Source organism: Intestinimonas massiliensis (ex Afouda et al. 2020) (assembly GCF_900626285.1).
Lineage (GTDB): Bacteria > Bacillota > Clostridia > Oscillospirales > Oscillospiraceae > Flavonifractor > Flavonifractor massiliensis_A.
In genome coordinates this window covers 2,790,764-2,815,274 of the sequence record NZ_LR131147.1, presented here as the reverse complement: position 1 = coordinate 2,815,274, position 24,511 = coordinate 2,790,764, and the positions used below count along the sequence as shown (strand labels likewise).

23 protein-coding genes are annotated in these 24,511 nt (G+C 62.9%); 18 read left to right on the top strand and 5 right to left on the bottom strand.

The window, feature by feature from the left end:
- Position 1: 1 nt before the first annotated feature.
- Both E0E41_RS13930 and E0E41_RS13925 read right to left on the bottom strand, forming a co-directional pair.
- On the bottom strand, positions 2-871 hold the full coding sequence (locus E0E41_RS13930; RefSeq protein WP_130870408.1) for a hypothetical protein: 870 nt from the start codon (positions 869-871) through the stop codon (positions 2-4).
- Positions 872-1,543: 672 nt separating this feature from the next.
- Positions 1,544-2,752, bottom strand: coding sequence for an IS110 family transposase (locus tag E0E41_RS13925; protein ID WP_130870730.1), 1,209 nt, complete (start codon positions 2,750-2,752; stop codon positions 1,544-1,546).
- 289 nt (positions 2,753-3,041) lie between these two features.
- Here E0E41_RS13925 and E0E41_RS13920 point away from each other — a divergent pair, with 289 nt between their 5' ends.
- The 14 genes from E0E41_RS13920 (at position 3,042) to E0E41_RS13855 (ending at position 18,396) form a co-directional block, all read left to right on the top strand.
- Positions 3,042-4,154, top strand: a complete 1,113-nt coding sequence (locus E0E41_RS13920) for a hypothetical protein (protein WP_130870407.1) — start codon at positions 3,042-3,044, stop codon at positions 4,152-4,154.
- A gap of 92 nt (positions 4,155-4,246) precedes the next feature.
- The gene (locus tag E0E41_RS13915) at positions 4,247-4,699 is read left to right on the top strand and encodes a tripartite tricarboxylate transporter TctB family protein (protein WP_130870406.1); all 453 of its coding nucleotides are present in this window, start codon (positions 4,247-4,249) and stop codon (positions 4,697-4,699) included.
- An 18-nt stretch (positions 4,700-4,717) separates the two neighbouring features.
- Entirely contained in the window at positions 4,718-6,232 is a 1,515-nt protein-coding gene (locus E0E41_RS13910; protein WP_130870405.1) for a tripartite tricarboxylate transporter permease, read from the top strand.
- Between the two features lie 31 nt (positions 6,233-6,263).
- Positions 6,264-7,784, top strand: coding sequence for a galactarate dehydratase (garD, locus tag E0E41_RS13905; RefSeq protein WP_130870404.1), 1,521 nt, complete (start codon positions 6,264-6,266; stop codon positions 7,782-7,784).
- Between the two features lie 89 nt (positions 7,785-7,873).
- On the top strand, positions 7,874-9,184 hold the full coding sequence (locus E0E41_RS13900) for a lactate racemase domain-containing protein (RefSeq protein ID WP_130870403.1): 1,311 nt from the start codon (positions 7,874-7,876) through the stop codon (positions 9,182-9,184).
- A gap of 1 nt (position 9,185) precedes the next feature.
- Complete coding sequence (locus E0E41_RS13895; protein ID WP_130870402.1) at positions 9,186-10,094, top strand: AEC family transporter; 909 nt, start codon at positions 9,186-9,188, stop codon at positions 10,092-10,094.
- A 20-nt stretch (positions 10,095-10,114) separates the two neighbouring features.
- The gene (locus tag E0E41_RS13890; RefSeq protein ID WP_130870401.1) at positions 10,115-11,584 is read left to right on the top strand and encodes an NAD(P)/FAD-dependent oxidoreductase; all 1,470 of its coding nucleotides are present in this window, start codon (positions 10,115-10,117) and stop codon (positions 11,582-11,584) included.
- Positions 11,581-12,819 (top strand): NAD(P)/FAD-dependent oxidoreductase, encoded by a 1,239-nt coding sequence (locus E0E41_RS13885; protein ID WP_130870400.1) that lies wholly within the window; start codon positions 11,581-11,583, stop codon positions 12,817-12,819. The genes E0E41_RS13890 and E0E41_RS13885 overlap by 4 nt, the downstream gene beginning before the upstream one ends.
- Positions 12,816-13,178: a DUF1667 domain-containing protein gene (locus E0E41_RS13880; RefSeq protein ID WP_130870399.1), complete on the top strand. Its 363-nt coding sequence runs from the start codon at positions 12,816-12,818 to the stop codon at positions 13,176-13,178. Before E0E41_RS13885 ends, E0E41_RS13880 begins: the two co-directional genes overlap by 4 nt.
- 49 nt (positions 13,179-13,227) lie before the next feature.
- Complete coding sequence (garR, locus tag E0E41_RS13875) at positions 13,228-14,106, top strand: 2-hydroxy-3-oxopropionate reductase (protein WP_130870398.1); 879 nt, start codon at positions 13,228-13,230, stop codon at positions 14,104-14,106.
- Between the two features lie 36 nt (positions 14,107-14,142).
- Positions 14,143-15,042, top strand: coding sequence for a dihydrodipicolinate synthase family protein (locus E0E41_RS13870; protein ID WP_130870397.1), 900 nt, complete (start codon positions 14,143-14,145; stop codon positions 15,040-15,042).
- Between the two features lie 31 nt (positions 15,043-15,073).
- The gene (locus E0E41_RS13865) at positions 15,074-16,306 is read left to right on the top strand and encodes a glycerate kinase type-2 family protein (protein ID WP_130870396.1); all 1,233 of its coding nucleotides are present in this window, start codon (positions 15,074-15,076) and stop codon (positions 16,304-16,306) included.
- 82 nt (positions 16,307-16,388) lie between these two features.
- Positions 16,389-17,309, top strand: a complete 921-nt coding sequence (locus tag E0E41_RS13860; RefSeq protein ID WP_130870395.1) for a LysR family transcriptional regulator — start codon at positions 16,389-16,391, stop codon at positions 17,307-17,309.
- Between the two features lie 22 nt (positions 17,310-17,331).
- On the top strand, positions 17,332-18,396 hold the full coding sequence (locus tag E0E41_RS13855; protein ID WP_130870394.1) for a DUF362 domain-containing protein: 1,065 nt from the start codon (positions 17,332-17,334) through the stop codon (positions 18,394-18,396).
- A gap of 55 nt (positions 18,397-18,451) precedes the next feature.
- Here the strand turns inward: E0E41_RS13855 and putP are convergent, their stop codons facing one another.
- Entirely contained in the window at positions 18,452-19,972 is a 1,521-nt protein-coding gene (putP, locus tag E0E41_RS13850; protein WP_130870393.1) for a sodium/proline symporter PutP, read from the bottom strand.
- A 247-nt stretch (positions 19,973-20,219) separates the two neighbouring features.
- On the opposite strand from putP, the gene E0E41_RS13845 reads away from it, so the two are divergent.
- Positions 20,220-20,645 carry a hypothetical protein gene (locus E0E41_RS13845; protein WP_130870392.1) on the top strand — a complete coding sequence of 142 codons (426 nt, stop codon included), beginning with the start codon at positions 20,220-20,222 and terminating at the stop codon, positions 20,643-20,645.
- 114 nt (positions 20,646-20,759) lie between these two features.
- Here the strand turns inward: E0E41_RS13845 and E0E41_RS13840 are convergent, their stop codons facing one another.
- Positions 20,760-21,674, bottom strand: coding sequence for a LysR family transcriptional regulator (locus tag E0E41_RS13840; protein ID WP_207303221.1), 915 nt, complete (start codon positions 21,672-21,674; stop codon positions 20,760-20,762).
- Between the two features lie 103 nt (positions 21,675-21,777).
- On the opposite strand from E0E41_RS13840, the gene E0E41_RS13835 reads away from it, so the two are divergent.
- The 3 genes from E0E41_RS13835 to E0E41_RS13825 are packed head-to-tail and all read left to right on the top strand — an operon-like array spanning position 21,778 to position 23,458.
- On the top strand, positions 21,778-22,350 hold the full coding sequence (locus E0E41_RS13835; RefSeq protein WP_130870391.1) for a chromate transporter: 573 nt from the start codon (positions 21,778-21,780) through the stop codon (positions 22,348-22,350).
- Position 22,351: 1 nt separating this feature from the next.
- Complete coding sequence (locus E0E41_RS13830; RefSeq protein ID WP_130870390.1) at positions 22,352-22,915, top strand: chromate transporter; 564 nt, start codon at positions 22,352-22,354, stop codon at positions 22,913-22,915.
- Between the two features lie 12 nt (positions 22,916-22,927).
- Complete coding sequence (locus E0E41_RS13825; protein WP_130870389.1) at positions 22,928-23,458, top strand: hypothetical protein; 531 nt, start codon at positions 22,928-22,930, stop codon at positions 23,456-23,458.
- Between the two features lie 63 nt (positions 23,459-23,521).
- On the opposite strand, the gene E0E41_RS13820 is transcribed toward E0E41_RS13825, so the two are convergent.
- On the bottom strand, positions 23,522-24,511 hold the full coding sequence (locus E0E41_RS13820; RefSeq protein ID WP_130870388.1) for a LacI family DNA-binding transcriptional regulator: 990 nt from the start codon (positions 24,509-24,511) through the stop codon (positions 23,522-23,524).

Here is a 24,511-nt window from a genome sequence, read left to right as displayed (position 1 = left end):
TTTACAGCGCGTCGGACAGCTTGAGGATGCCGCCCAGCTCGGGGAAGAAGTCGGTCTCCACCACGGCGGGGCCGGGGACCACCCGGCTGCTGACCTTCTGCCCCAGGATCCGGTTGACCACGTAGACGTGGAGCCTGCTGCCCTGGACGCAGACGGCCAGGGGCAGCTCCGTGTGATTGGCCAGGGTGTGTACCGCGCTCAGGAAGCGGCTGTCGGGCAGCTGGGGGGCCTCCCGGGGCCGGAGCACCAGCCAGCCCCCTGCCTCCATCCAGTCGGGCAGGCCGCTCACCACCTGCTGCAGATCCCGCTCCCCGCCGAAATAGGGGTCCCGGGATTGCTTCATCATCACCTTGGGGTGGATCAGCCGGCAGTCCAGGCCGGTGTCGTGGTCCAGCTCCACCGTCACCCAGGCGCCGACGACGAACTCGTGGTGCCGCTTGCCCTCCATATCAAAGGTGTGGGTGAAGGCGGCGTCGCTGAGCCGGACGGCCCGGCCACGGTAGGTGCCCGTGCCGCCCTCCCGGGCCAGGACGGAGCCCTTGGCCGGGTTGACGGCCACCAGCCGCACCTGCCGCAGCTCCTCCGGATCCAGGGGGGATTCCGGCGTGTGGCTGGCGTCCTGGAGGGTCCGCTCCAGCGTGCTCTGGAGGCAGGTGTGGACAAAGGCCTTGGTGTAGGCCCTGGACCGGGCGCGCACCACCACCAGGTGGAAAATCAGACTGGCGGCGATCAGCACCAGCGTAACCCGCTTATCAACAAAAAAGAAGACCAGTGCCAGAATCGCCGCGGCCAGATAGACCAGATAGAGCCTGCGCAGGCCTTTGTATTGGGCGGTAAGGCCTTCCAGCAGGCCCTGTTTTCTCTCGTTCATTTGGACCGACTCCTTTATTTTATTTCAGACTTCTTTGGATCAGGTCCAGTGTATCAAATTCCGGACCAATGCACAAGTGGCGAAAAATCCGCCCCAGGGCGGACGATGTTATGCAATATGTACGATTTTAATAGGCATTTTTTTAAGAAAACGGCGAAAAGAACCTGTAAAATCAAATTTACAAAAAATCTGCGTGAAAAATACATTTCAAGATGAAACAAAAATCGGGGGTATGTGAAAGAGAAAGTGCAGATAACTGAAACAAGAACAGAAATTCTAATTTTTAGGGTTGGATTCAAGGCTATTTGCGAATAGAAAGAGGTCCGGCGTTTTGTTATCATATGGGCACGGTAGTGAAGCAGAACTCTTTCCCCGGGCAGGTGCCCAAATGTAGTGCGAATGAGAATGAAAGACCTGCTAACAAAAGTCAAGTAAAACTTTCAAAGGAAACGAGCAAAGGAAAAGGGTGCACCAAATTAAACCGCTGTGCATTTCAAAAAATGGCGGTCAGCCAGACAGTATAGAGCTGGGAAATCAGCCATGCTCNAAGACCTGCTAACAAAAGTCAAGTAAAACTTTCAAAGGAAACGAGCAAAGGAAAAGGGTGCACCAAATTAAACCGCTGTGCATTTCAAAAAATGGCGGTCAGCCAGACAGTATAGAGCTGGGAAATCAGCCATGCTCCAGAGAATCCAGGTAGGCTTTCACAGAAGCGTAGTAGATGCGCAGGAACTTGTTGGCGGAGGCCATCATGTAGACACGGTAGGGCTTACCTTCAGAGCGTTTCTTGTTCATGAACTGGTAGACCGGCTCATCCATTGGAGCGCATTGCAGGAGGACCCCCATCACCAGAAAGAGCGTCCTTCGCAGTGAGGCAGATCCTCTCTTGGAAATGTTACGGCTACGGACATCCACTTGTCCAGATTGGTAAGGTGGGGCGTCAATGCCTGCAAAGGCCACCAGCGCTTTCTTGGAATGAAAACGGCGTACATCGCCAATTTCAGCTATGAGTTGGGGGCCGAGGGTTGGGCCAACACCAAACATCTCCATCACCACAGGATACTCCGGTAGAGAAACGGCCAGGGACTGCATCTCCTGCTTGAGAGCAGCTAACGCGGCGGAAGTTGCCCGGAGTTGGGAAACAGCCTGTTCTACCAAAAGTTTTGCCGTATCCGTTTTCGGCATGACACCGAAGTGTCCACATGCAGAGGCGTATATGTCCAGTGCCTTATCCTCGCTAAAATTGTAGCCGTGCTTTCTGCACCACTTCTGGTATTGGGTGGTAAAGGCCTTTTTAGACAAACCACAGACACACTCACAATGCCAAAAAGCGGCTACAAAATCCACCCACTTCTCGCTGCCATCGGCGCGGGGTGGACTGGTAAACAGGCGGTTTGCATCAGGGAAAGCGGTGTCCAGCAGGGAGATTAGGTTGTTCTTCAGCATGGTCCGTACTTTGGAATACTGCTGGTACTGCCGGTAGCAGGTCTTCAGCATGAGCCGGGTGTCCTCCTCCGGGACATATTTCGGTAGTGTGAGCCAGTGGTCAAGGCCGTAGTTGGCCAGTTTCACGGCGTCCTTCTTGTCAGTCTTGCCTCGTCTTAAACTGTTGTTCCCATAGTCATGCACCAGCATTGCATTGACTACGGAGACATAAAGTCCCGCGTCGTGGAGCAGCCAGGCCACCGGCGCGTGGTAATTACCCGTGGATTCCATCACCACACGGGTCTCACCGTCCAAACTTTTGAGCAGCCCTGCCAGTTCGTTCAGTTCATTGGCGGTGTGTCGCACTTCAAAGGGTGAAACCACCACCTCACCGAAGGGGCGCATGACGGCGATCATGCTTTTCCCTTTGGAAACATCGATGCCAACGCTGTTCATCCACATTCCTCCAATACTAAAGAATCTGCAACCGGAATCCATCTTTTCTCGTTGCCGATTCAATCTATTGGGTGACGCGAACTCCCCGGCATCCGGTGGCTCAACCTGCTGAAATCGAACGCTACAACAAGAGGATGGCTGACAGTCTTTCGTACGGACTTACAAGCCCAAGGAGTGAGTGGTCAGCCAGTTGCTCCTCTTATTGTAGCTTAGGCACGAGATGGAGGGAAAGCCGGACTGGCTGCCCGGCTTTCCTGTCCAAATTTATTGTAATAGGAAGGATTGAACGATGAAGTTCAAGAAATTGACCGCATTGCTCCTCTCCGCATCCATGGTAGTCGGTCTGCTGGCCGGCTGCGGCAACACCAGCAGCGGCAACAACGACGCCGCCAACACCGGCGACGCCGGCACCGAGCAGACCAGCGACGCCGGCAACGCCTCCGGCGAGAGCAGCCTGAAGGGCAAGCGTGTTCGTGTTGTGATTGGTTCCACCTCCACCGGCGGCGACTCCTACATGATCGCCGACATGGTCACCCGTTACCTGGGCGAAGAGATGGGCTTCAACGGCAAGGTCGACGCCGTGGGCAACGCCCAGGCTCTGGACGCCATCAGCAAGGCTGACGGCGACGGCACCACCATCATGATGTTCCACGACATGGCCTACCTGAGCGTGCTGTTCGGCGCCGTGGGTGAGGAGTACTCCCTGGAGAACCTGACCGTTGGTCCCCGCATCGGCGTCAACCCCGGCGGCTGTTTCGCGGCCAACGCCTCCGTGCCCTACAACTCCCTGGCTGAGGCCGCCCAGTGGCTGGCCGACAACCCCTCTGAGGAGCTGCGGGTGAATATCGAATCCGGCTCCGCCTCCCACCTGTGCTTCGTGGTGTGGTACATGTGGACCAAGGAGCAGTACGGTGACGACGTGGCCTCCCGCATCAAGGCTCTGGTGGGCGGCACCACCGACGAGAAGAAGCAGCGCCTGTGGGACGGCAACGCCGACATCATTTACGCCGACTACTCCTCCTGCGTGGAGTTCACCAAAGAGGGCGTGGATTCCCAGCTGGCTATGAAGATCTTCGACACCTGCGGCCAGATTGCCGATGACAGCGTGATCGCCATGGCTGACGACGGCATCACCTTCAACGGCGAGCCCTTCGACTTCAACAAGGACTTCTTCATGCTCTTCCCCAAGGATATGGACGAGGGCGTTCTGAACGAGATCACCGCTGCCATGCAGAAGGTGTGCGAGAACCCCGACTTCCAGGCCGAGATGGCCAACCTGATGTACGCCGCTGTTACCCCCGAGGAGGCCGATCTGGAGGCTTCCCGCGAGTACATCAATGCTAAGCGTGAGACTTCCAGCGCCATCGTGGAAGTGGCTCCCAGCCTGGACGAGTTGACCTAATCGAACTTGGAACGGCGCCCCGCTGAAAACCGACCGGTGGTTGGCGTTTCAGCGGGGCGCTTCCGTGATTATCGTGAAAGAGAGGTAACAAGATGCGTATCAATGTGGTCTATTCGACCCAGCATTGGATTTTCCCCATTATTACCATCGGCGTGCTGGTGATCCTGGGCGTGCTGCTGATCGCCCTGGAGGGCCGGGCCCGGATCAAGGCGGGCAAGGGCTTCTTTGCCAAGCCCGGCCGCTTTTTTGAAGAGAACTACGACAAGGTGAAGTTCTGGGGCTGCCTGGTGCTGATGTTTGTCTATTTCTTCTTCCTGGACAAGATCGGTTTCACCGTGTGGTCCATTATCTGCCTGTTCCTGTTCAACACCCTGTTCGCCAACAAGGAGCAGATGAAGAACCCCAAGTATCACATCACCAGCGCGATCATTTCCGTGGTGGCCTGCGTGGTCATCAGCCTGGTGTTCGGTACCCTGTTCACCATCACCCTGCCCTCCGGTATCTGCACCATCGAGATTCCGTCTCTGGGCTTCATTCTGTACTGAGAAAGGCTGGTGTAATTCATGGGATTTGAGCTTCCTTTTGTGATCGGCCCGGAATACATCGCCGTGGCCCTGTTCGGCGTCGTGATCGGCATTATCTTCGGCGCCATCCCCGGCATGACCGCCACCATGGCGGTGGCCGTGTTCCTGCCCCTGACCTACGCCTACTCCATGGAGATGGCTCTGTACCTGCTGCTGGGCCTGTACGTGGGCGGCATTTCCGGCGGCCTGGTCCCCGCCATCCTCATCAACATCCCCGGCACCCCCTCCTCGGTGTGTACCACCTTCGACGGAAACCCAATGGCGGCACGGGGAGAAAGTGAACGAGCCCTGAAGATCGGCGTAACCTCCTCCTTCTTCGGCGGCATGATCTCCCTGGTGATCCTGGCCCTGTTCACCCCCATCCTGGCCGGCTGGGCCATCAAGTTCTCCGCTGTGGAGAAATTCCTCATCATCCTGTTCGCCCTGACCGTCATCGCCGCCCTGTCCCGGGGCCAGATGCTCCGCGGCCTGTGGATCGGCATGCTGGGCGTGCTGGTGGCCATGATGAACCAGTTCTCCGTCAACAACGAGTACCGCATGGTGCCCGACTTCCTCAAGAGCGAGATGCAGAGCGGCTTCCAGCTCTTCCCCGTGCTCATCGGCCTGTTCGCCGTGTCCGAGATGCTCCAGCAATGTGAGACGGGCATGCACGCATCCTATTCCAAGGATGATACCAAAGGCATCAGCAACGTGGTGAAGTTCAAGTTCACCCGGGACTTCAAGGGCCAGTGGGTCAACGTGATCCGTTCCGCTCTGCTGGGCACCTTCATGGGCATCCTCCCCGGCGTGGGCGGCTCCGCTGCCTCCCTGATCGCCTACTCCCAGGCCAAGAGCTGGTCCAAGCACCCCGAGCTGCTGGGTACCGGCGTGCCTGAGGGCCTGATCGCCTCCGAGACCTCCAACAACGGCCTGACCGGCGGCGCTCTGGTGCCCCTGCTGAGCCTGGGCATCCCCGGCGACTCCACCACCGCCGTGCTGATCGGCGCCTTCATGCTCCAGGGCATCCAGGTGGGCCCCCTGTTCATCTCCAGCAACCCCGAGATCTGGAACACCATCCTGGTGGCTCTGCTGTGCTGCAACATCCTGATGTACCTGGTCATGTTCTTCCCCATCAAGCTGCTGGCCAAGATCATCCTGATCCCCCAGGAGCGTCTGTACCCCGTGGTGCTCATGATGTGCACCGTGGGCGCCTACGCCACCCTGAACGGCCGTATGTTCGATGTGTGGTGCCTGCTGCTCTTCGGTATCGTGGGCCTGCTCATCAAGAAGTTCCACTTCCCCGTGTCCTGCTTCCTCATCGGCTTCATCCTGGGCGGCGACCTGGAGGACTACTTCATCCAGGTGCTCACCGCCTACAACGGCTACCTGACCGGCCTGTTTGTCCGTCCTATGGCCTGGGTCATCTGGGCCCTCATCATCCTGTCCGTGGTCTACGCGATTCTGGATAACCGCAAGGCCAAGCGCCAGGCGAAGGAACTGGCCGACAAGAAGTAAGACAGAAGTAAGTTAAAGGGAGTATGCTGCTATGAGCGCACCGCTGTACATCAAAGTAAAGGACATTGACAATGTGGCCATTGCGGTGGAAGATATCTCCAAGGGGACCCAGGTCATGCCCGGCGTCGTCACCCGGGAGGACATCCCCCAGGCCCACAAGATCGCCCTGACCGATATCCCCAAGGGGGGCGAGATCATCCGCTACGGCGTGGTGCTGGGCTATGCCAAGGATGACATCCCCGTAGGCGCCTGGATCAACGAGCACATGCTGGACCTGCCCCAGAGCCCCTCTGTGGAGCACATGCCCTTCGGCACCAATCTGGTGCCGAAGGACCAGCTGCCCGATCCGCCCCGCACCACCTGGATGGGCTACCGCAACAAGACCGGCCCTGCCGGCACCCGCAACCTGCTGGGCATCGTCACCACGGTGCAGTGCGCCGCCGGCGTGGTCAACGTGGCGGTGGAGCGGATCAAGAAGGAGCTGCTCCCCAAATATCCCCACGTGGACGACGTGGTGGCCATCAACCACCCCTACGGCTGCGGCGTGGCCATCAAGGCCCGGGAGGCCCACATCCCCATCCGGGCGGTGACCAACCTGATCCGCCACCCCAACTTCGGCGGGGAGCTGATGGTGGTTGGCCTGGGCTGTGAGAAGCTGACCTACGACATGGTGCTGCCCCCCGAGGACATCACCCCGGAGAACACCCTGACCCTCCAGGACTACAAGGGCCATGACGCCATGATGAACGCCCTGATGGAGATGGCGGAGAAGAAGCTGCAGAAGCTCAATGAGCGCCGCCGGGAGGAACTGCCCCTCAGCGAGCTGCTCATCGGCATGCAGTGCGGCGGCTCCGACGCCTTCTCCGGCCTGACCGCCAATCCCAGCGCCGGCTACGCCGCCGACATGCTGGTGAAGGGCGGCGCCACGGTGATGTTCAGCGAGGTCACCGAGGTGCGGGACGGCGTGCATCTGCTGGCCGCCCGCTGCCGGGACGCGGCCACCCGCGACAAGCTGGCCGCCGAGATGAAGTGGTACGACGACTACCTGGAGGCCGGCGGCGTGGACCGTGACGCCAACCCCACCCCCGGCAACAAGAAGGGCGGTCTGGCCAACATCGTGGAGAAGGCCATGGGCTCCATCGCCAAGTCGGGCACCGCCCCCATCGAGGAGGTCCTCTCCCCGGCGGAGAAGCCCACCAAGCACGGCCTGATCTACGCCGCCACCCCCGCCAGCGACATCGTCTGCGGACCCTGCCAGCTGGCCAGCGGCATCGGCCTGCAGGTCTTTATGACCGGCCGGGGCACCCCCTACGGCCTGGCCGCCGCCCCCGTCATCAAGGTCTGCTCCCGCAACGAGATGAAGGAGCACTGGTTCGATCTGATCGACGTGAACGCCGGACCCATCGCCACCGGTGAAAAGACCATCGCCGACGTGGGCACCGAGCTCTTCGAGCTCATCCTGGACGTGGCCAGCGGCGTGAAGAAGCCCTACTCCGACCAGTACGGCTTCCACAACGACATCTGCATTTTCAACCCCGCGCCCATTACCTAATCAATCAGAAACAGATCCGCACCAGGCTCCCGCCGGCCAATCCCGACGGGAGCCATAGGCGCACTTGACGCTGAAGGAGGCGGAAGCCAATGGAAATCAAACAGGGAGGCGTGGTCTCCCAGCTGCTGGCCGGCGTGCCCATCCCGCCCATGTTCCGGGCCCGGCAGATCTTCCCCTCGGAGCACATCGAGCCGGCGGACATCCCGGCGGCGGTGATGGAGCAGCTCTCCCGCGAGCCCTTCCGTTCCAAGGTGCAGCCCGGCATGGAGATCGCCATTACCGCCGGCAGCCGGGGCATCGCCAACGTGGATATCATCACCAAAGCGGTGGTGGACTTTGTCAAGTCCCGGGGGGCGACCCCCTTCATCGTGCCCGCCATGGGCAGCCACGGCGGCGCCACCGCCCAGGGCCAGCTGGACATCCTGGCGGGCTACGGCATCACCCCCGACACCATGGGCTGTGAGATCCGCAGCAGCATGGAGGTGGTGGAGCTGGGCGTGTCCGACACCGGCATGCCGGTGTACATGGACAAGAACGCCTACCACGCCGACGGCATCATCATTTCCTGCCGCCTGAAACCCCACAACGCCTTCCGGGGCCGCTACGAGAGCGGTCCCTGCAAGATGATGACGGTGGGCCTGGGCAAGCAGAAGGGCGCCGAACGGGTCCACGCCGAGGGCATGGGCAAGATCGGCGCCAACATCCCCTCCATGGCCAAGGTGGTCCTGGAGAAAGCCCCCATCCTCTTCGCCATCCCCTGTCTGGAGAACGCCTACGACCAGACCTGGAAGCTGGTGGCCATCGATAAGGACGACATCCTGGACCGGGAGCCCGAGCTGCTGAAGGAGGCCTTTGCCCACATGCCCTCCCTGCTGGTGGGGGAGTGCGACGTGCTGGTCGTGGACGAGACCGGCAAGAACTACTCCGGCACCGGTGTGGACCCCAACATCACCGGCACCTTTTCCACCGAATACGCCCACGGCGGTGTAAAAGTCCAGCGCACCTGCTTCCTGGACCTGAGCGAGGAGAGCCACGGCAACTCCCTGGGGGTGGGCCTGGCCAACGTGATCACCAAGCGGTTCTTTGACAAGATCGACCTGGAGATGATGTATCCCAACTGCATCACCTCCACCGTCCTCACCTCCGCCCGCATCCCCTGCGTGGTGGCCACCGACAAGGAGGCCATCCAGATGTGTATCCGCACCTGCAACGGCATCGACCAGAACCATCCCCGCGTCATCCGCATCCCCAACAGCCTGCACATCGGCAGCATCATGCTGAGCGCGGCCTACTACGAGGACGTGAAGGCGGGGCGCTGGCCCGGCCTGGAGGCGGTGTCGGCGCCGGAGGAACTGGAATTCGACGGGCAGGGGGCCCTGCTTACCCCCATCGAGGGCTGAGATGGAGAGCTTTTTCAAAATGGTGGACGTCCAGACCGTCCTGTTCATCTACATGGCGGTGGGCTTCTACTGCCGGAAACGGGGCATCTTCAACGATGTGGCCCGGGATAAGCTCACCGACTTCGTGGTGTTCATCACCCTGCCCTGCATGATCTTTGAATCCTTCAACATGGAATTCAGCCTGGCCGCCCTCAAACAGGGGGCGGTGGCCCTGCTCATCGCGGTGGTCATGGCCTGCGTGGCCCTGGTGCTGGGCAGGGTGCTGTACAACCGCTTCCCCTACGAGGAGAAGAGCATCCTCCAGTACGGCACCCTGGTGAGCAACTCCGGCTTCGCCGGACTGCCGGTGGTCAGCGGGGCCTACGGGGACGAGGGCCTGTTCCTGGGCTCCCTGTTCATCATCCCCACCCGCATCCTCATGTGGAGCGCCGGCATCTCCCTGTTCACCAAGGCCGACGCCAAGCAGGCCGTCAGGAAGGTGATGCTCAACCCGGGCATCATCGCCGTGGAGATCGGCCTGGTGCGGATGATCCTCCAGATCCCCCTGCCCCACTTCGTGGACAGCGCAGTGGACAATCTGGGGGCCTGCACCTCCCCCATGGCCATGGCCCTGGTGGGCGCCATCCTGGCCGATGTGCCTTTAAAGACCGTGTTCGATCCCAAGAGCTTTTACCTGGTGGCGGTGCGGCAGTTCCTGCTGCCCGGCATCTGCCTGGTGGCCCTGCGGCTGCTGGGGATGGACCCCCTCACCATCGGGGTGAGCGTGGTCATCACCGGTATGCCCATCGGCTCCACCACCGCAATTCTGGCCCAGAAATACGGGGCGGACGCCAAGTTCGCCTCCAAGTGTGTGTTTATTTCCACCCTGACCAGTCTGGTCACGGTGCCAATTCTGACCCTATTCCTTTAACAAAGAAAGGAATGACCTGTATGCAGCAGACTTATGACGTCGTCATCATCGGCGGCGGCGTGGTGGGCAGCGCCATCGCCCGGGAGCTCTCCCGGTACAAGCTGCGCATCGCCGTGCTGGAGAAGGAGAGCGACGTCTGTACCCAGACCAGCGGCCGGAACACCGGCATGCTCCACGCCGGCTTCCTGTACAAGACCGGCACCCTCAAGGCCATCTGCGCCGTGGAGGGCAACCAGGAGTTCGACCAGGTGGCCGCCCAGCTGGACGTGCCCTTCAAGCGCACCGGCAAGCTCATCGTGGGCTTCACCGACGAGGACCGGCAGCGCCTGGAGAACTTCAAGGCCCGGGGCGAGGCCAACGGCGTGAAGGGCCTGGAGATCATCGACCGCAAGCGGATGGATGAGCTGGACCCCAGCGCCGGCGGCAACTTTGCCATGTGGTGCCCGGCCAGCGGCATCCTGGACCCCTTCCTCTACACCATTGCCCTGGCGGAAAACGCCGTCCGCAACGGTGCGGAGTACCACCTGAACTGCGCCTTTACCGGCGAGACCAGGCAGGCCGACGGCGCCCACCTGCTCCACACCACCCGGGGCGACTTCCTCACCCGGTGGGTGGTGAACAGCGCGGGCCTCAACTCCGCCGTGGTCAGCGAGCAGCTGGGCATCCCCGGCTACGTCATCAAGCCGGTGAAGGGCGAGTATTTCGTGCTGGATAAGCTGGCGGGGCAGTTCGCCAAGATCCCCGTCTATCCCGCCCCCAATCCGGACAACACCTTCGACACCCACGCCACCCCCACGGTGGACGGCAACGTGCTGGTGGGTCCCGACAGCCAGCTGGCCCGGGACTTCCAGGACTACGAATCCACCCAGGCCGCCATGGACGGCCTGATCGAGAGCGGCTCCCGCATGTTCAAGCACATGGACCGGGCCTACTTCATCCGCAACTTTGCCGGCATCCGGCCCAAGCGCATCGACCCGGAGACCGGGGCGGTGCAGGACTTCGTGCTGGAGTGCCGGGACGAGGTGCCCGGCGTGGTCAACCTGGTGGGCATCGAGTCCCCCGGCCTGACCTCCGCCCTGCCGCTGGCCCGCCGGGCCGTGGCCCTCATCGCCCAGCGGGAGACGCTGGAGCCCAACCCCGATTTCGACCCCGTCCGCCACGGCATCCGCCGCTTCGCCGACATGAACGACGAGGAGCGGGCGGCCGCCATCGCGGAGAACCCGGACTACGGCGAGATCTTCTGCCGCTGTGAGAAGGTCACCAAGGCGGAGATCCTCCAGGCCATCCACAACCCCCTGGGGGTCCACACCGTCAACGGCGTCAAGGTGCGCACCCGGGCCACCATGGGCCGCTGCCAGGGCGGCTACTGCGAGACCCGCATCACCGAGGCCCTCCATCAGGAGCTGGGTGAGGATTTTAAGGACATCCACCTGGGGCCGGAGGGCTCCTGGATGTTCACCGGCGCGGTGAAAGGAGGGGACCGGGCATGAATGTGGAACGCCATCAGGCGGTGGTCATCGGCGGCGGTCCCGCCGGTCTGGCCGCGGCCATCCAGCTCAAGCAGAAGGGCATTGACGACGTGGTGGTGCTGGAGCGGGAACACCGCACCGGCGGCATCCTGCGCCAGTGCATCCACGACGGCTTCGGCCTGACCCGGTTCGGGGAGACCCTCTCCGGTCCGGAGTACGCCCAGCGGTTTGTGGACCAGGCGGAGGAGCTGGGCATCACCTGCCTCACCGACACCACGGTGCTCTCCCTGGAGGCCGACCGCACCGTCACCGCCTCCGGCCCCGCCGGGCTGAAGAAGCTGCGGGGGGACGCGGTGATCCTGACCATGGGCTGCCGGGAGCGTACCCGGGGCGCCCTGGCCATTCCGGGCAGCCGTCCCGCCGGCATCTACACCGCCGGCGTGGCCCAGGAGTACATCAACCTGCGCAACCTGATGGTGGGCAGGGAAGTGGTGATCCTGGGCAGCGGCGACATCGGCCTCATCATGGCCCGGCGCATGACCCTGGAAGGGGCCCATGTGAAGGGTGTCTACGAGGTCCAGCCCTATCCCAGCGGCCTGCCCCGGAACATCGAGCAGTGCCTCAACGACTACAACATCCCGCTCCACCTGAGCCACACCGTCACCGACATCCACGGCCGGGAGCGGCTGGAGGGGGTCACCATCTCCCAGGTGGACGAAAAGTTCCGCCCCATCCCCGGCACCGAGGAGCGGGTGGACTGCGACACCCTCATCCTGTCGGTGGGCCTGATCCCCGCCGGGGACATCGCCAACGGCTCCGGCCTGGCGGTGGACGGGCGCACCAAGGGCGCCTTCGTGGATGAGCACTATCAGACCAGCATTCCCGGCGTGTTCTCCGCCGGCAACGTGCTCCACGTCCACGACCTGGTGGACTTCGTCTCCCTGGAGGCGGAGGCCCTGGCGGCCGCGGCGGCGGAGTACCTGCAGAAGGGCTCCCTGCCCGCCTGTCCCCTGGAGGTGAAGGCCGGTACCAACGTGGGCCACGTGATCCCCCAGCGGATCAGCGGCACCCGGAGCTTCACCCTGTCCCTGCGGGTGCGCCAGCCGTTGAAGAAGGTCACCCTCACCGTCACCCAGAACGGCCGGGAAGTGCTGCGGCGGAAGTTCCCCAAGGCCCTGCCCGCCGAGATGATCCAGCTCACCGTGCCTGCGGAGAAGCTGGAGACCGCGGGAGATCTGGAGGTGAGCGTACAATGACACGGACCTTTACCTGCATCATCTGCCCCAACGGCTGTGAGATCACCGCCGAGTACGAGGGCACCGACGTGCGCTCCATTGAGGGCGCCACCTGCCCCAAGGGTCAGGACTACGTCCGGCAGGAGCTCACCGATCCCCGGCGCAACATCGCCACCAGCATTCCGGTGGAGGGGGGCGAGCTGCCCCTGGTCAGCGTCCGGCTGGACCGGCCCATTCCCAAGAAGGACATTTTCGCCGTCATGGACGCCATCAACAAGCTCCATGTAAAGGCCCCCACCGCCATCGGACAGGTGGTCCTGCCCGACGTGTGCGGCCTGGGCGCCAACGTCATCATCACCAAAAACGTGGCCGCTCTGTGAGCGACCCGTTTGGATAAATTCTATTTTCAATATCTAGGAGGAAATTACTATGAAAGTCGGACTGATTGGTCTCGGTATTATGGGCAAGCCCATGGCTAAGAACCTGCTGAAGGCGGGCTATGACCTGACGGTCAGCGACCTGAACAAGGCCGCTGTGGACGAAGTGGTGGCTGCCGGCGCCAAGGCCGCTACCAACGCCGAGATCGGCGAGACCTGCGACGTGGTGCTGACCATGGTGCCCAACAGCCCCCAGGTCAAGGCCGTGATGCTGGGTGAGGACGGCGTGGCCGCCCACATGAAGCCCGGTACCGTGTTCATCGACATGAGCTCCATCAACCCCGTGGCCTCCAAGGAGATCGCCGCTGAGCTGGCCAAGAAGAACATCGAGATGCTGGACGCCCCCGTGTCCGGCGGCGAGCCCAAGGCCATCGACGGCACCCTGTCCTTCATGGTGGGCGGCAAGCAGGAGGTCTTTGACAAGTACAAGGATCTGCTGGGCGCCATGGGTGCTTCCGTGGTCCGCTGCGGCGAGGTGGGTGCCGGCAACACCACCAAGCTGGCCAACCAGATCATCGTGGCCTGCAACATTCAGGCTCTGTCCGAGGCCCTGACCCTGGCCAAGATGGCCGGCGTGGAGCCCCAGCTGGTGTTTGAGGCCATTCGCGGCGGCCTGGCCGGTTCCACCGTCATGAACGCCAAGGCTCCCATGATGATCGAGGGCAACGACAAGCCCGGTTTCAAGATCGACCTGCACATCAAGGACCTGAACAACGCTCTGGACTGCGCCCACACCGTGGGTTCCCCCCTGCCCATGACCGCCGCCGTGCAGGAGATCTTCCAGTGGCTGCACAACAACGGCTGCGGCCAGGACGACCACAGCTCCATCATCAAGTACTACAAGAAGCTGACCGGCATCGAGTCCCTGTAAGGGGACCCGGTCCGGCAGAAGGGGAGGGAACCTGTCATGAATACCGATTTTATCAAGGGCGTGGTAGTGCCCATTCTGACCCCCATTGACGAAAACGAGCTGATCGACGAAGCCAAGATGCGCGCTCAGGTGGACTACGTCATCAACGGCGGCGTGTCCGGCATCCTGGCCTTCGGCAGCAACGGCGAGTTCTACATGGTGGAAGAGGACGAGATGGAGCGGGGCCTGAAGATCATGGTGGATCAGGCCGCGGGCCGCGTCCCCGTGTACTTCGGCATCGGCGCCATCAGCACCAAGAAGTGCTGCCGCCTGGCCAAGATGGCGGCGGCCAACGGTGCCTCCGGCATCAGCGTGCTCCAGCCCATGTTCCTCAAGCCCACCTATGCCGAGCTGTTCCGGCACTTCAAGACCATCGCCGAGAGCGTGCCCGACATGCCCATGCTGCTCTACAACAACCCCGGCCGTGTGGGCTACACCCTCACCGCCGACCTGATCGACGAGCTGGCCCACAAGGTGCCCAACATCGTGGGCATGAAGGACACCAGCGGCGACATCACCCTGACCAGCGAGTTCATCCGCCGCACCCGCGACGTGGACTTCAAGGTGTTCGGCGGCAAGGATACCCTGCTGTACGCCAGCCTGTGCCACGGCGCCGTGGGCGGCGTGTGCACCGCCGCAAATTTTATGCCCGAACTGATCACGGACGTGTATAATAAGTTTGTAGCCGGCGACCTGAAGGGCAGCCTGGAGGCCCAGTTCAAGCTGAACCCCGTCCGTCTGGCCATGGATCCGGCCAGCTTCCCCGTGGCGGCCAAGGATATGGCCACCCTGCGGGGCCGGGACGTGGGCGTGCCCTATCTGCCCAACCTGCCCACCCCCGAGGGCGCGGCCAAAGAGGGCTTCCGCCGCACCATGCACGAGGCGGGCCTGATCTGAGCCTCCGCCGGAGGCTCCTATGGAGGTACGTATGAAACTGAGAAACGACTGCGACCAGATCGTCCGTCAGGCCATTGCCGCGGTGCAGCCCGATGCGGCGGTGCGCCGGGCCCTGAAGGACATTCCGCTCCCCCAGGGGCGGCTGGTGCTGGTATCGGTGGGCAAGGCGGCCTGGTCCATGGCCCGCGCAGCCTATGACTGCGTGGGGGATCAGCTGAGCGGCGGCATCGTCATCACCAAGCACGGCTATGCCCAGGGCCCCATCGGCCAGCTGCGTATCCGTGAGGCGGGCCACCCCGTGCCCGACCAGGACACCTTCTCCGCCACGGAGGAGGCCCTGGCCCTGACCCAGGACCTGACGGCGGAGGATACCGTGCTGTTTCTGCTGTCCGGCGGCGGCTCCGCCCTCTTCGAGGCCCCCCTGGTCCCCCAGGACGAGCTGCAGAAGATCACCCAGAGCCTGCTGTCCTGCGGCGCGGACATCGTGGAGATGAACACCATCCGCAAGCGGCTGTCTGCCGTGAAGGGGGGACGCTTTGCCCAGCACTGCGCCCCCGCCCGGGTGTGCTCCATCGTCCTGTCCGACATCATCGGCGACCCCCTGGACATGATCGCCTCCGGCCCGGCCTATCCCGACTCCTCCACCTGCGCCGACGCGAAGGCCATCGCGGAGAAGTACGCTCTGCCCCTGTCGGCGGAGGCGGCGGGCTGCCTGGAGAAGGAGACCCCCAAGGAGCTGGACAACGTCCAGACCGTCATCACCGGCAGCGTGCGGGAGCTGTGCTCCGCCGCCGCTGCCGCCTGCCGGGAGCTGGGCTATGAGCCCATGGTGCTCACCGACAGCCTGGACTGCGAGGCCCGTGAGGCGGGGGCCTTCCTGGCCGCCGTGGCCCGGGCCCACCAGAACGACGGCCGCTCCCTGGCCTTCCTGGCCGGCGGCGAGACGGTGGTCCACCTGACGGGCAAGGGCAAGGGCGGCCGCAACCAGGAGCTGGCCCTGTCCGCCGCCGAGGGGATCGCGGGTCTGACCGACACCGCTGTGTTCTCCGTGGGCAGCGACGGCACCGACGGCCCCACCGACGCCGCCGGCGGCTATGTGGACGACGGCACCCGGGAGGCGCTGGCCCGGCAGGGCGTGCGCATCTACGACGTGCTGCGCCAGAACGATGCCTATACGGCGCTGAAGGCCTGTGGCGGGCTGATCGTCACCGGAGCCACCGGCACCAATGTGAACGATGTAGCTGTGCTCCTGATTCGCCGCTGACGATCGGGCGCACACCGCCCCCGAGCTCCCCTGATGGGGCCGGGGGCGTCTTTTTTCTCCAGACCGCAAGGAGGTGAGGGTTTTGGACGTCAAACAGATGACCTATATTCTGACCATTGCCCAGGAAGGTGGGATCAGCAAGGCGGCCGCCAAGCTGTTCATCACCCAGTCCGCCCTGGACCAGCAGCTGCTCAAGCTGGAAAAGGAGCTGGGCACCCAGCTGTTCTACCGCTCCCGCACCAGCTTTTCCCTGACCGCCGCCGGCAAGGTCTATGTGGACTACGCCAAACAGATGGTGGCCCTGAAGGATGAGGCCTACCGCATCATCCACGACATGGCCGACCAGCAGCGGGGGACCCTCTCCCTGGCCTTCGCGCCCGAGCGGGGCATGGAGATGTTCATGACGGTGTACCCGCTGTTTTACCAGAGCTACCCGAAGATCAACGTCATTCCCCGGGAGATCAGCGTCCGGCGGCAGCTGGAGATGCTCCAGAACGACGAGCTGGACCTGGGTTTCGTCTCCATGAAGGACCTGGATGTGCCCGGCCTGACGGGCACCACCCTGCTGGAGGAGGAGTTCGTCCTCATCACCCCCCGGGACCACCCGCTGGCGGCCCTGGCCGCCCCGCCGGGAGAGCCCCTCACCGTGCTGGAGCTGGAGCGGCTGCGGGATCTGACCTTCTGCCTGATCTACCGGCAGTCCACCCAGCGGGAGATCATCGACCCCCTGTTCGAGAAGGCGGGCATCAAGCCGGACATTTTCCTGGAGACCGCCAGCAACCGGGCCAACGTGACCATGGTGGAAAACGGGCTGAGCTGTTCCATCATGCCCTACTACTACACCAAGGACCGGCGGAACGTGGCCACCTTCCGCCTGGCGGGGCGCCCCAGCTGGAAGGTGGCAGTGTGCTGCCGGAAGAACCACTACCTCTCCAAGGCGGCCCGGCATTTCATCGACCTGGCGGCGGACAACTTCCGCCGGGAGAAATCAGATCTCATTTAACCCAAGAAAAGGAAGGATTTCCATGCCTGTTATCTATGAAATCTTCGGCTCCGACGCCCATGAGATGACAAAGGCCCTGATGGAGCAGGCCGGCGTGGCCGGGCAGATCCCCGCCGGAGCCAGCGTGGCCCTCAAGCCCAACCTGGTGGTGGCCGCCTCCCCGGAGAGCGGCGCCACCACCCACGCCGGGGTGCTGTCCGGCGCCATCGAGTACCTGAAGGACCACGGCGTGACCGATATCAGCATCATCGAGGGCTCCTGGGTGGGAGACGATACCGGCCGGGCCTTCCGGGCCGCCGGCTACGACCAGGTGGGCAAGCGCTACAACGTGCCCCTGTACGACCTGAAGCACGACAAGACCCGGCGGGTGAACACCCCCCTGCGGCCCATAGAGATCTGCTGCCGGGCCCTGGACGCGGGCTATCTCATCAACCTGCCGGTGCTCAAGGGCCACTGCCAGACCGTGATGACCTGCGCCCTGAAGAACTGCAAGGGCTGCCTGCCCGACAAGGAGAAGCGGAAGTTCCACGCCGAGGGGCTGATGCGGCCCATCGCCGCCCTGGCCGCCGCTCTCAAGCCCGACCTGACCATTGTGGACAGCATCTGCGGCGACCTGAACTTTGAGGAGGGGGGCAACCCCGTCCCCACCGGCCGGATGATGCTGGGCACCGACCCGGTGCAGATCGACGCCTACGGCTGCCGCCTGATGGGCCTGGATCTGGACCAGGTGCCCTACATCGGCCTGGCGGAGGGTTGGGGAGCGGGCACCACCAAGGTGGGCCCGGAGGATATCATCCAGCTCAACCAGCCCACCGCCGCCTCCAGGTACCCCGCCCCTTCCGGCAAGGTGGCCGCCCTCACCCGGAACGTGCAGGCCAAGAGCGCCTGCTCCGCCTGCTACGCCAGCCTGGTGCGGGCCCTGTACAACAGCCGCCCCACCGGCGAGCCCATCGCCATCGGCCAGGGCTGGCGGGGCGTGGAATTCCACGGCCTGGGCGTGGGGGCCTGCTGCAACTGCGCCTCCCGCCAGGTGCCCGGCTGCCCCCCCACCGCCGAGGAGATCATGAACTATCTGAACAAGGGCTGACCCGTTTGACGGCATGAAAACGGCCGGTGCTGAAAAGCACCGGCCGTCTGTTTTTTTATTTTCTTGCCTCCTCGAAGAGGTCCAGCACCGACTGCCTGGGGGCGGGGGTGAGGAGGGAGACCACCACGATGGCCGCCAGAGCGCAGCAGAAGGCGGGCAGCAGCTCGTAGATGGCCCAGGCGCCTCCCATGGGGGCGATGAGGAACTTCCACACAAAGACCATCACGCCGCCCACGATCATGCCCGCCAGGGCGCCCCACTTGTTGGAGCGCTTCCAGAACAGGGCCATCAGCATGGTGGGTCCGAAGGCGGCGCCGAAGCCGGCCCAGGCGAAGGACACCACCCGGAACACCGAGCTGTCCGGGTCCCGGGCCAGGAAGGCGGCGATGAGGGAGATGACGATCATCACCGACCGGGCCACCACCATGCCCCGCTTGCCGCTGAAGTTGCGCTTGAGGAAGTCGTTGCCCAGGTCCTGGGAGATGGAGGAGGAGGCGGCCAGCAGCTGGCTGTCGGCGGTGGACATGGTGGCCGCCAGGATGCCCGCCAGGATGACGCCGGCCAGCAGGGCGGGCACCACCCCGAACTGGCTGATGAGGCTGGCGATGCGGACGATGATGGTCTCGGAATCGGCCAGCTGCTCCAGGGCGCCGGCCCGGGTCATGGCGCTGCCCACCAGGCCGATGAAGATGGCCACGCCCATGGAGATGACCACCCAGGAGGAGGCCACCCGGCGGGAGAGCTTCAGCTTCTTCTCGTCCTCAATGGCCATGAACCGCACCAGGATGTGGGGCATGCCGAAGTAGCCCAGGCCCCAGGCCAGCAGGGAGCAGATGGTGAGCAGGCTGTAGGGGTTGGAGCCGCCGGTGGCGGGGTCGTGGATGCGGTCCAGGGACAGGTAGCCCGCCATGGACCGGGCGTTGTCCATCACCGCATCCAGGCCGCCGGCCTGGGTCACCCCGAAGCCCAGCACCACGATGAGGGCCACCGTCATGATGATGGACTGGATCAGGTCGGTGAAGGAGGCGGCCAGAAAGCCGCCCATGACGGTGTAGAGGACGATGACGGCGGCGGAGATGAGCATGGCGGTGAGGTAGTCCATGCCGAACAGGGTGGAGAACAGCTTGCCGCAGGCGGAGAAGCCGGAGGCGGTGTAGGGGATGAAGAAGATGATGATGACCAGGGCGGCGATGGCGGACAGCAGGCACCGGTCATCCCCCCACCGCTTGGAGAAGAACTGGGGCACGGTGATGGCGTCCAGCCGGTGGGAATAGCGGCGGATGCGCCGGGCCACGATGAGCCAGTTCAGATAGGTGCCCACCGCCAGGCCGATGGCGGTCCAGCTGGCCTCCGCCAGGCCGGTGAGGTAGGCCACCCCGGGCAGGCCCATCAGCAGCCAGGAGGACATGTCGCTGGCCTCGGCGCTCATGGCGGTGACGAAGGGTCCCAGCTTCCGCCCGCCCAGGTAGAAGTCGTCCACAGATTCGTTTTTCTTGGAACAGATCCAGCCGATCCACAGCATGAACAGCAGGTAGACCACGATGGCCAGCAGGATCAGGATTTCCGTGGTGGTCATGGAAACACGCTCCTTTTCTCATTCGCTCTCCGGTCCCGGCCACACACCGCCGGGACGATGTGGACATTATAGCACAGTGCTGTAACAAAGAGAATACGAAAGAATACATAAAAATCAGTTTTCGGCCGGAAAATTTCCTGTGCCTCTGCCATTTTTCCGGATGCTTGCATCAAAACGGACAACTTCCGCCCCCTTTGCCCCCTGAGTAAACCCGGCCTGCGGGCCGATGCATAAAGGAGCGGATAACATGAGCAGAAGAAAGAGCGGCGGCACCATGCTGCCCTGGATGAGCGCCCGAGCCGACGGTAAGGAGCGCCGGTTTCTCCAGGTGGGCAACTCCCTGCTGCTGAGCAAGAAGTTCCAGGCCCTGGGGCCGGGGCCCCGGATGCTGTACCTGTGCATGGCCATGGAGAGCGGCGGGCGGCGGACCTTCCTGCTGCCCCGGACGGCGGCCAGAAAGTACGGCGTGCCCTCCACCAGCCTGCGGCGGTACATCCGCCAGCTGGCCGACGGGGGCTTTGTGAAGGTATACTCCAACAAGAACCTGCGCAAGCCCAACGTGTACGAGTTCACCTCCGCCTGGCGGACAGACGATCCCTCCCCCCTGGCAATATCTCGTAGATCTGACCCGTTGTGGACCAAGGAGGAGAGCAGGAAAGGCTTCTCTGGTTAGACCAAAGTGGACCGGCCTTTTGGGGGAAACGGGGAGGGTGGTGCCGGGGCGGTACAAGGGGGACCCGGGACCTTGGCCCAAAGCGGTACAGCCAAACAGAGTGACAGAAAGGGATCAGTACAGTCCGTTATACCGGGGCGTGGGATAATCCAGCTCATAGCGGCGACACAGATCGATAAAGGAGCCGGCCAGCGGGGTCAGGTATTTGTCCTTGTGCCAGGCGATGCGGAACTGGCGGCGGAATTCCAGCCCCTTCACACCCACAGACACCACTAGACCCCGTTCCAGGGGACCCAGCACCATGCGGTAGGGTAGCACCGCGATCCCCAGACCGCAGATCACTCCGTTGACCAGAGCGGTGGTGCTCATGGCCTCCCACACCGGCTCCACGGTCAGCCCGGCCGCGGCCACCGTTCGCTCGAATTCCTCCCGGGTGCCGCTACCCCGTTCCCGCAGCAAAAAGCGCTGGGTCCGGAATTCCTCCAAAGTCAGGATCTGGCCCTGGCGGAAGGGGCCGTCCCTGGGACAGATCACCGCCAGACGGTCCTCCATGTACGCCAAGGTGCGGATACAGTCCCCCCGGGGCGCGCCCTCCATGAGGGCAAAGTCCAGAGAGTTGTCCATCAGCCCCTCCTCCAGCCGGTCCGAGGAGGCCACCTCCACCCGGATCTCCACCCCGGGGTTGAGCTGTGAGAAGGTCCTGACGTAGCTGGGCAGAAACTGGGCCCCAATAGTGATGCTGGCCCCCGCCCGCAGCAGGCCCAGCTGGTCCCAGTTGCGCAGCTCCCGCTCCATGTCGTCCACCAGACCGGCAATGCGCCTGCCATAGGCCAGAAACCGCCGCCCGGTCTCGGTGAGCACCAGCCGCCGTCCGATCCGGTCGAACAGCCGCACCCCGTAATACTGTTCCAGTTCCCGAATGGCCAGGCTGACGGCAGGCTGCGCCATGTGGAGCGCCTCCGCCGCGTGGGTGGTGTTGCAGCCGTGATCGCAGACGCTCAGAAAAATCTTGATGTGCCGGATGGTCATATGCCCCACCTCTTATATCATTATACATATCAATTTAATATAATAATATTATTTTTGTTATTGTTTTGCAAGCCGTATAATATGACGGTAAGGAGGGAGCGGCTTGAAAACAAAGAAAAAACCGTACGGCACCTTATTCTTATCCACGCTGCAGCTCAGCGCGTTTACCTTTGGCGGAGGGTTTGTAATCATCCCGCTGATGCGGAAAAAGTTTGTGGAAAAGCTGGGTTGGATCGACGAGCAGGAGATGATGGACCTGACCGCCATCGCCCAGTCCTCGCCGGGTGCCATCGCGGTAAATGCGTCCATTCTGGTGGGCTACCGGGTGGCGGGGATCCCCGGAGCGCTGCTGACGGTGTGCGGCACGGTGCTGCCCCCGCTGGTGATCATCACGGTGATCTCCTTTTTTTATACCGCCTTTCGGAATAATGTGTTTGTCAGCCTGGCCATGGACGGTATGCTGGCAGGGGTGGCGGCGGTGATCTGCGACGTGGTGTTCACCATGGGCCGGTCTGTGGTTCAGCTGAAGCGGGTCATGCCCATTCTGGTCATGGTGCTCTCCTTTCTGGCGGTGCGGGTATGGGGCGTAAACATCATTCTGATCATCCTGATCTGCGGCGCGCTGGGCGGTCTGGACACCTGGCGGCGGGAGAAGGCCAGAAAGGAGCGGGGCTGAAATGATCTATCTGCAGCTGCTGTGGAGTTTTTTTCAGATCGGCCTGTTCAGCATCGGCGGCGGCTATGCCGCCATGCCGCTGATCCAGCATCAGGTGGTGGATCTGCACCCCTGGCTGACCATGACGGAATTTGCCGATATCATGACCATTGCGGAGATGACCCCCGGGCCTATCGCCATCAACTCGGCCACCTTTGTGGGCATTCAGGTGGCGGGGATCCCGGGCGCGCTGGTGGCCACCCTGGGCTGTGTGCTCCCCTCCTGCATCATCGTCATGCTGCTGGCCTACATCTACTATCGGTTCAAAGGCCTGTCCATGGTGCAGGGCGTCCTGTTCGGCCTGCGCCCGGCGGTGGTGGCCACCATCGCATCCGCCGGATTGTCCCTGCTGATCCTGTCTTTTTACGGCAGTCGCACGCTGCCGGCGGATCTGACGGGGATCCGGCCGGCATCTGTGTTGATCTTCTGCGGGGCACTCTTCGCGCTGCGCCGGTGGAAGATCAATCCGATCTGGGCGATGGTGGGGGCCGGTGCCGCCGGACTGGTCCTTTGTCAGATCATGTGAGGGGGTGTTTTTATGGACTATGAGCTGAAAGCGGGGGTGCTCTGCCGACAGGGTGGGGGTCCGCCTCTGGCCAGGATCAGGATGGGGCTGCCGGGCTCCGCGCGCCAGATCCTGGGGCCGGACGGCACGCTGCTGCTGCGTACCGAGATCCGGCGGCTGGATGGACCGCCCGGACAGGGAGGGGATGTGCGCTATACCAAATACGTCATGTGCCGGGACGACGGCCGGGAATACGCCTCCGGCGCACCCCGGTATGCGGAGGGGGATGATCCGGAGCGGGTGGGCTGGCCCATATGCCGGATGCCGCGGACGGACCATGCGTTGATCGCGATGGGAGCGGTTCAGTACATCCTGCGTATGGAAAGCAGCCGGGAATACTGCATGGAGGACAGCGCCGGCCGGCGGATGCTTCATATCGTTCATGGGGGAGCGATGGGCGGCTGGCGGCTGGAGGCGGAACAGACCTTCCCCGCGTGTTTTCTCTGCGGGCTGTTTATCTTCTGCCGATACCTGGAAAGTGAAAACCAGTTTCTGACCGTGTAAGAAAAACCCGGCGTCCGATCAGCGATCGGACGCCGGGCCTTTTTTGCGGCAATTCGGCGGAAATCAGGGGATGTACAGTTCCGTCTCCAGGACGATGCGCTCGCTGGGCAGGAATTCCTCCCGGAGATTCACCCGGCGGAGGATGCGGTTGGCCACGGTGGTGCCCATCTGGTCTGCATCCTGGAAGATGGCGGGGTATCGGACCCCGCTCTGCTGAAACAGCTCCCGGTTGCTCCAGCCCCCCACCAGAACGTCCTTTCCCAGCTGCATCCCCCGGCTCTCCAGCACGCTCTGGATGCCGAAAATGCTGCGGGGGATGGTGAAGATGATGGTGTCGTAGATCCCGGCCTCCAGGATCCTGGCCGCGTTCTCCTGGATGACCTCCTTGTTGGTGCCGTTCATGTAAGTGTCCTTGGCGCTCAGGGGGATCCCCGCCTCTTCCGCGGCCCGGCAGATGCCGGCCAGACGCTGGCGGGTGCTGCTGGCAAAGGACATACCGGTGAGCACCGCGATCCGCCTGCCCCCCTGGTCGATCAGATGCTTGGTCAGCCGGTAGCCGTTTTCCTCATTGTCCTCCACCACGCAGTCCAGGCTGAGGCTCTCCTCCTCCCGGTCGAAGAGCACAATGTTGGGGAAACGCTCCGAGATCTTGCGGAGGAATTCCGCGTTTTTCCCCGTGGTGGCCAGCAGGATGCCGGACACGTTCTGCTCGATCAGCCGGTTGATGAGGAACTGCTCCTTCCTGGGCTGAAAGTCCGAGTCGCACACCAGGAGCATATAGCCGTTTTGATACAGGATGTTGTTGACCGACTTTACGGTCCGGGAAAAGAAACTCTGGGAAATATCCGGCTCCACCACGCCGATCAGATCGGCGCTCCCCCGCTTCAGGTTGCGGGCAAACGAATTGGGCACATAGTTCAGTTCGCGGATGGCCAAGTCGATTTTAGCGGAGGAGACGGGATTGATGCTGCCGGCATCTTTCAGATAGCGGGATACTGTGCTGATGGATACTCCCGCGCGGTTGGCCACGTCGATAATGGTTACCTTCGCCAT

Bases quoted from the DNA above. Each gene is read 5' to 3' on its own strand.
- E0E41_RS13840 (WP_207303221.1), bottom strand. From the start codon at position 21,674: ATGACCATCCGGCACATCAAGATTTTTCTGAGCGTCTGCGATCACGGC.
- E0E41_RS13915 (WP_130870406.1), top strand. From the start codon at position 4,247: ATGCGTATCAATGTGGTCTATTCGACCCAGCATTGGATTTTCCCCATT.
- garR (WP_130870398.1), top strand. From the start codon at position 13,228: ATGAAAGTCGGACTGATTGGTCTCGGTATTATGGGCAAGCCCATGGCT.
- garD (WP_130870404.1), top strand. From the start codon at position 6,264: ATGAGCGCACCGCTGTACATCAAAGTAAAGGACATTGACAATGTGGCC.
- E0E41_RS13900 (WP_130870403.1), top strand. From the start codon at position 7,874: ATGGAAATCAAACAGGGAGGCGTGGTCTCCCAGCTGCTGGCCGGCGTG.
- E0E41_RS13885 (WP_130870400.1), top strand. From the start codon at position 11,581: ATGAATGTGGAACGCCATCAGGCGGTGGTCATCGGCGGCGGTCCCGCC.
- E0E41_RS13830 (WP_130870390.1), top strand. From the start codon at position 22,352: ATGATCTATCTGCAGCTGCTGTGGAGTTTTTTTCAGATCGGCCTGTTC.
- E0E41_RS13865 (WP_130870396.1), top strand. From the start codon at position 15,074: ATGAAACTGAGAAACGACTGCGACCAGATCGTCCGTCAGGCCATTGCC.
- E0E41_RS13890 (WP_130870401.1), top strand. From the start codon at position 10,115: ATGCAGCAGACTTATGACGTCGTCATCATCGGCGGCGGCGTGGTGGGC.
- E0E41_RS13845 (WP_130870392.1), top strand. From the start codon at position 20,220: ATGAGCAGAAGAAAGAGCGGCGGCACCATGCTGCCCTGGATGAGCGCC.
- E0E41_RS13925 (WP_130870730.1), bottom strand. From the start codon at position 2,752: ATGAACAGCGTTGGCATCGATGTTTCCAAAGGGAAAAGCATGATCGCC.
- E0E41_RS13930 (WP_130870408.1), bottom strand. From the start codon at position 871: ATGAACGAGAGAAAACAGGGCCTGCTGGAAGGCCTTACCGCCCAATAC.
- E0E41_RS13895 (WP_130870402.1), top strand. From the start codon at position 9,186: ATGGAGAGCTTTTTCAAAATGGTGGACGTCCAGACCGTCCTGTTCATC.
- E0E41_RS13880 (WP_130870399.1), top strand. From the start codon at position 12,816: ATGACACGGACCTTTACCTGCATCATCTGCCCCAACGGCTGTGAGATC.
- E0E41_RS13910 (WP_130870405.1), top strand. From the start codon at position 4,718: ATGGGATTTGAGCTTCCTTTTGTGATCGGCCCGGAATACATCGCCGTG.
- E0E41_RS13825 (WP_130870389.1), top strand. From the start codon at position 22,928: ATGGACTATGAGCTGAAAGCGGGGGTGCTCTGCCGACAGGGTGGGGGT.
- E0E41_RS13855 (WP_130870394.1), top strand. From the start codon at position 17,332: ATGCCTGTTATCTATGAAATCTTCGGCTCCGACGCCCATGAGATGACA.
- putP (WP_130870393.1), bottom strand. From the start codon at position 19,972: ATGACCACCACGGAAATCCTGATCCTGCTGGCCATCGTGGTCTACCTG.
- E0E41_RS13920 (WP_130870407.1), top strand. From the start codon at position 3,042: ATGAAGTTCAAGAAATTGACCGCATTGCTCCTCTCCGCATCCATGGTA.
- E0E41_RS13870 (WP_130870397.1), top strand. From the start codon at position 14,143: ATGAATACCGATTTTATCAAGGGCGTGGTAGTGCCCATTCTGACCCCC.
- E0E41_RS13820 (WP_130870388.1), bottom strand. From the start codon at position 24,511: ATGGCGAAGGTAACCATTATCGACGTGGCCAACCGCGCGGGAGTATCC.